General features: G+C 39.2%; 4 protein-coding genes and 1 pseudogene. All 5 read right to left on the bottom strand.

Annotated elements, in window-relative coordinates:
• The coding region (locus LEP1GSC194_RS16275; RefSeq protein WP_020774607.1) for an enterotoxin A family protein at positions 1–1,308 on the bottom strand (1,308 nt) is incomplete at its 3' end.
• Positions 1,309–1,887: 579 nt separating this feature from the next.
• Positions 1,888–3,498: an HsdM family class I SAM-dependent methyltransferase gene (locus tag LEP1GSC194_RS16270; RefSeq protein WP_020774604.1), complete on the bottom strand. Its 1,611-nt coding sequence runs from the start codon at positions 3,496–3,498 to the stop codon at positions 1,888–1,890.
• A gap of 623 nt (positions 3,499–4,121) precedes the next feature.
• Positions 4,122–4,556, bottom strand: a complete 435-nt coding sequence (locus LEP1GSC194_RS16265; protein WP_020774605.1) for a hypothetical protein — start codon at positions 4,554–4,556, stop codon at positions 4,122–4,124.
• Between the two features lie 669 nt (positions 4,557–5,225).
• Positions 5,226–5,594 (bottom strand): annotated as a pseudogene (locus tag LEP1GSC194_RS16260) (type I-E CRISPR-associated protein Cas6/Cse3/CasE); the annotation flags it as partial.
• 480 nt (positions 5,595–6,074) lie between these two features.
• The coding region (locus tag LEP1GSC194_RS16250; protein ID WP_036040695.1) for a transposase at positions 6,075–6,459 on the bottom strand (385 nt) is incomplete at its 5' end.

Here is a 6,459-nt window from a genome sequence, read left to right as displayed (position 1 = left end):
ATCGTTCGTAGTTCCGGATTTTCCGAGAGTAAAAGTAACCGCGCTTCCGCTCCGATTTTGAACTAACTCCGTGCAGGCGATCTCATACCAATCTACGGTTATAATTCGGCAAAAATAAGACCTTCCTGCAATTCCATTCACGATCAAACGTTTGTTAGCCGCGCCTCCGGAGGCCCAGCCGCCGTTCACGGATCCGAAATTAACCTCTGTCGGAAAACTTCCGTTGCCGTCGCCTAGATTACATTTTAGTAATGGATGCCCGTTCGACACCGCCGTCAGACGACAAAAATCATCCTTCTCATCGTTATTAACATCCCCGAACATATACGAGTCATCGTAGCCCGTATCGCCGATTGTGGTTTCTTTGACGGAACTAAGTTTTCCGTTGTTCAATACGGATCTACATTCGATTTTATTTTTCGAAGTAACATAACAAAGACCGGACATATAATCCGATAAACTAACAAAAGTTCCTTTACTGGATGCGACTTGAGAGATGGGAGTTTTAAAAAGCGGAAGAGTCGGTAACCTGCTTTGTTTTCGACCCGTATCGGAAATTTTTTGAGCGACGCCTAACAACGCCTGTTTTAGATAACATCTTCCATTACTACGTTTGCGTAAAGGAGCTTCACACCCTGCGACATGCGCAAAAAAATCGTTTCCCCATCTAGGATCGCCTTGAGGAAATCCGGCCAGTTCCGGAAGTCCCGGCGAAGAAGTAGCGTTGGCGTACGTCTCTCGATCGAACATCGGATTCCGTTCGAATTGGCCTTGATAGCCTAAAACAAAATTAAAATTACTCGGGATATGATTCCATCCGTAAACTTGATTCAAATAGATTCGATTCAATGCGACCGCGTCTGCAGTCGAATCGGGAGGAGTATAAGGTCCGAGAGAACCTCTTACGTCCACAATATTAAATCCTCCGGCGATCTGATAAATGTAAAAATCTCCCGAACTGTTCCCTTGTGCAAATATAAGCGCCTGTGTAAAATTCCTAAACAAGCGGATATAACCTGCTCTTTCGCTATTACCCGTCGGTAACACATATTCGATCAGCGAAAAGTTTAGATTCGGAGTATTATTGATCGATCCATTCGACCGAAACCCGTCCCAATATCTAACCTGCTCCGGAGTAGACTCAGAAGCAAGATAGAAGACTTCTACGGGAGGTGTACCAACCTGATTTTCGTAAGTCCCAGCGACAATATCGACCGGATTGGAAAGTATCCTATCCCGATTTGCATATAGATTTTCTAAGGTTCCTAATAAAAAGAAACCGATTAGAATCGTTGAAATTTTTTTCATAATTTTCACCTTTTATCATTATTATCGATTCTCGATTAAAATGGAAACTCTCATCGATTCCTGTATTATAATGTAATTAAATTATAATATACTTATTTTAAGGGTATATAAGGTTTAGTTGGGAATTAATTAATGTGAATTCTACGGTTGAAACGATTGGGCGAATCGCTCGCGGATTTCATAGCGGACCGGCTCGCGACCGCGCTTTCCACTCCAATCAACAAATTGACGGTTTGCTCGAAAAACGAAACGCTCTCGTCATTCCAATTTGTTGATTCCGTTGCAATCGCTTTCGCATCGGTTAAACCGAATTTACGTTAAAATAGAGAATTCAAAGAAACACAAACTTTCAAAAAAAATAAAAGCCCTTTGCAAACACTTGTTGAGATATTTTTTCTTAGTTCGGAAATCCTACCGATCTCTATAAAATCGAGTGCCGTTAATTTTTATCGAAGAACACTGTTTAAATGCAAAATATTAGGTACATTATTATATGGCTATGAGTAACATAGAAAAAAGCGACTTTAATAAGAGCCGCATTGTACAATCAAAGAAACAGAAAACTGGAATATACGAATTTTATTTAAAGATCGAATCAATCCTAAGCAGAATGGAAGATTCCTTTTCGGAAGAGGAACGGGCTTGTTTCAAATCGGAAACTAAACTTTGTAATTCTTTTTGAGTATGAGAATCGAGTTTTCTGAAATCGGGAACCCAAAGAGAATTGAGATCTCCCGGTTCTACCTTCCAAAGACCTCTCGCGTATTCTCTTCTTCTAGTCTCCAGATCTTTTTTTGAAACCGAAGAAATAAGATATGCGTAAAGCGCATCCACCCATTCTTCCATGTTAGAAGCCGGATTGAAACCGTGAAAACAAGTTAGGTGAACGACGTTGCTAAAATTTCGGATGATTCTGATTTCAGTTCTATGAAAACTGGAGGCGAGAATCGGACAGGCGGACTTGGATTCCTGAGTGTACCAGTTTTTTCTTTTCGAAGGAAGAAATCTTTGATGAACCCCTCTTGTAATTCCGGATTGTAAATGATTTTGCAGCGCGAGGGAATCGTTCGGATCGAATTCAAGCTTAACATCCAACAACCAAACCTTAGCGCCCCTTTGACTCAATTCTTCCCAATCGGAATGTAAGAATATTTTGTTTCTTGCATATTGAGATTTTGGAATGCAGGTTTTAAAATACTTTTCGGGGATCCCCGAAACTTCCACCATTTCTTTCGTAAATAGAAAAAAATCATTGTCTCCGGTCGCAATTCCTCTCGTAAATTTTCCGAATTCCGTCAACGGAACGAAATGGCCGGTTCTTTCCTTTTCAAAGTCCGTCTTTTTTTCGCCTTTCTTTTCAAGACGATGAAAGATAGGGCTCCATTTCGCTTCGGGATCGGGAAAAGAAATCCAATCGGTCTGAATCGATTTGACCGAGCTGATCGGGAGTTTGGATTTATCGGAAAAAAATCCGGGTTTGAGTCTCGTCCAAAAAAATCCCGACTTCTTTTCTTTTTCGGAATTTTCCAAAAGAAGAATGCATGAACTCGTAATCGCTTCGTCGAAAAGAATGTCCTGAGGAGAAAAAAGAAACAAAGAATGCAACAAACCCGATTCTTGTAGCGCCGATTTGATAAAAACACCGTAACCGGAATTGAAAAAATCCTGAGGAACAAGAAAGGCGGCTCGGCCTCCTACTTGGATTAGATTCAAACATTTTAATAAAAAGAAAACGTAAAGATTCGCGGTCCCGGGAAGTTTTTTATCCGATTTCCCTTCGAATTGCTGAATCAATTCTTTGGAGTAATTCTTATCGCTGATTTTTCGATAAGGAGGATTGCATAAAATAACGTCGAACTTTTGACTTTCTTCCTGTAATAAAAAATCGCGATCGTAAAAACTAAGTATACTAGATTTTGAGATTCTATTTTCGAGAGCGGCACGGCTGGAACTCAAACATTGTATATCCAGATCGAACCCGACCCATTCCGCGTTGAGATTGGGAAGTTTATCAAGAATGCTTTCGAAAAAAACTCCGTTTCCGATCGCCGGGTCCAGTATACGTTTTGAACTTTCTGTAGAAGCGATTCGTTCAGCTCCCAGAACCCAATCTACCAGGAAATCCGCTACCCTTTCGGGTGTAAAAAACTGTCCTAGAAATTTATTTTTTCGATTTACCTCTTGAAACATCTATACCGTGTAATTCCAATCATTCATTAGCAACTTCAAACAAAATTAATTTTTACGCTTTCCATATCCGGAAGCTTATATCAGTCAAAGACAAAAGTTTCAGAACCTGAGAAGCTAACAACCAGTAATTTATTTAGCCATACTTACAGTTGTTAGACGACTAATCAGTATACTATAACTTAAGAATCCCTAATCTTCGAGTCTTTTTAAGCGGACATGAAAACAAAGATGTATACAATAATCTTTTGCGATATGAGTTTAGAGTAAACTTCGGTTTAAAATCAAATTCATTGATATTATCTTAATTCATCTGTGTTTTTAAGGCTTTTGATTCGTTAAAATTAAATGAGCAATGTTTTTCCGTTCGTTTACATAAAACTTTCATCTTCGTTTTAACCTGTTTTTAGATGTCTCTATAATTAAACATCTATTTGCAGCTAAATGGTTTCGTTTGATATTCGTTTGTTGGAAGGAGTCGTTTATGACTTGTGTAGAACTTAAAACGGAAAACGATTTGTCGACTTCCGAGAACAAATCCGGAATTCGTTACGAGACGTGTTTACCGTATTGAAAGTTTTTGAAATAGTTCAAACGGAAGTAGTAGAATGGGAGTTAATCGTCGTTTATTCGTTGATGTTATCGAGGTAAATAAATTTCCAACCCGCGCGAGTGTACTTAAATCCGAAAAGAATCGGTTCCGCACCCGGTTCTCCGCCTTTCATTTTGCAGCTAACAGTAAATTCCTTCTTTCTTTCGGGATCAAGGGTAGGTTTCGCATTGCGAAAACATTCTTTAGAATCGGCTTCTCCATTGAATATTTCATCATAACGTTTCAGAAACTCGGTTTTACTTTTTATTTCAGACGCTCCGTAGGGCATGTGGATCGGAAATTGGGATAAGTTTGCAACGTTAACCGAATCGTTGTCGATGACGGCGTTTCTGAATTTTTCCCAGAAGGCGGAAATGGAAGCGTCGGTTTGAGAACTTGAGATCGATGAAGCCGCAAGAAAAATTCCTAACAACACAAAATTCAATAGTTGCTCATATCTTTTTTTCATCTAAGACTTGCTCCAGATACAAATTTTCCACTACAAAGAGACTCAAGAAAGGTTCATTACACATAAACGAACGGTTCATTCAACTGTAATTTTTTCAAATTTATTTTTTATTCATATATCCTAACGCCTATTAGAATATCGGCAAATAATTGCCAACTTGCAATTTCAGGATTTAAGTCCGCGATTTCTTGTTTTTTCGATAATCATCCAACGTTCTTACGATAAAAAGCTCGAATTCTTCTTTGGATTTTATTTCTTTTCGATTCATTCATTTTTTCTTATATTCTCTTTAGCCGGACGAAATGTTGCTGTTCTCGATTGCAATCATGGGCGTTTTCGCTTAGGATTTACGGGCAATCAAAAGCCGGTTTTGTTCGGATCATTAGTTAATAAAAATAGAATATACTAATTTTATTGATCATACGTTTTGTATGTCGGGGAAATTTCTGTTTTTGATCGTTCCTATTCCAATTTGAGCATGTTCCAAGACCTCAAAAAATATCCGGCAAGTTTTTAAGACAAGTTCTTCTTGGGTAAAAGGGCGTGGCAAAAGCACATAACGTTCTCAATTGCGGTTCCAACCCGTTTCAAGTGGATAGTTGTTAGGGATCAGTGGATAGAATTTTAAATATCCTGTTTCCCATCCAACCCCACGCATGTGGGGAAAAGGCGATAGTCCTTGGTTTTTTTAGTGGGGTTTGCCGTCAGTGAAAAACGTAAGGTCGTATCTTTCATAATAAAAGCCGGAGAAATTCGTTTGATCTGATTCTGATCCGGAATTTTTTCCAAAACGTTAAAATCCTGGAAGGCTCGTTCCCAGTCGGGCAATTCCTCCGAGAACACGAGAATTCTCGGAGGAATTTTTCCCGGATTGGAATTGTAATCCAATTGAAAAAGAAACGGGGAATTTTGAGAAGACGGGCGATCCGGAAAAGCCATCCACAATCTTCGGTGGATGTTATACGGATTTTGAATCCAATTAAGGACGATATTATTACGAATATTATAAAGATCTAATTTAAGTTGGGATAGAAACATGACGATTCTCCTGTTGAATTTTGACGTTTTTTAAAACTTTAGAACTTGTCCCAAAATCTAAGAGTTTGCCCCAAAACCTCGGAGGAAATTTGCAGGAGTTCCCACAGATTCTGTCTCCTTGACGGTTATTAGGCTTTTGTAAAATTTTCCCATCGTTTAAAAACGTAGGAGTTCCCACATTTTCAGGTTTTGGGACAAACTCTGATATGGCGCACCCAACCGAGCCGTAAATATTTTTTCGCATTTTTATCATCAAATAGTTTAACTCGTTAGAGAAAAGCATTCGCGACGATTGATCAGACTGATATTCGCGGGTTGGATACCGCAGGATAATCTATACATCGGGAGCTGTTCTTAGTCTAAAAACGAAGGTCAAATTTGAAATTCAAATTTGCTTCAACACTGAGTCAACAAGTATTCCTCCTTTATCGTACATCTTCTCTAACGAATAAAACCATTTGATGAAACATTATTCTAACTCTAAGCTACTAGATTCATCGCTGCCCAAAGAAAACCGGATAGCTCTCGTGAGACTGCCGTTATCATTACTTGAGGTGTTTTTCCTCTTTGCTGCATATTACGAAACTTCTTGTGTAATCTTAAGGAAGCTTTTTCTGCTAAAGCAACGACTAACGCAGGTTGTCCGACCCTCCTTGCAGTTACGATCTTACTACCTGTTCCGGGAAAGCGATGCTGCCAAGCAGCTTCCGTCAAAATCCTTCTAAGTCTGGGACTTCCCGTTTTTGTAATCCCCGTTTGTTTTCTTTTGGAACCGCTGGAATATTCTCCAGGAACCAGCCCAAGAAAGCTCATGAAAGAACCGGCTGTTTTAAATCTCTTAAAGTCACATACCTCACAAAGTAAA

It is taken from the genome of Leptospira alstonii serovar Sichuan str. 79601 (genome assembly GCF_000347175.1).
Classification (GTDB): Bacteria; Spirochaetota; Leptospiria; order Leptospirales; family Leptospiraceae; genus Leptospira; species Leptospira alstonii.
Note: the sequence above shows the minus strand (reverse complement) of the source record. Positions and strands in the feature narration are given on the sequence as shown.

Coding starts and splice junctions, on each gene's coding strand:
- LEP1GSC194_RS16270 (WP_020774604.1), bottom strand. CDS start 3,498: ATGTTTCAAGAGGTAAATCGAAAAAATAAATTTCTAGGACAGTTTTTT.
- LEP1GSC194_RS16265 (WP_020774605.1), bottom strand. CDS start 4,556: ATGAAAAAAAGATATGAGCAACTATTGAATTTTGTGTTGTTAGGAATT.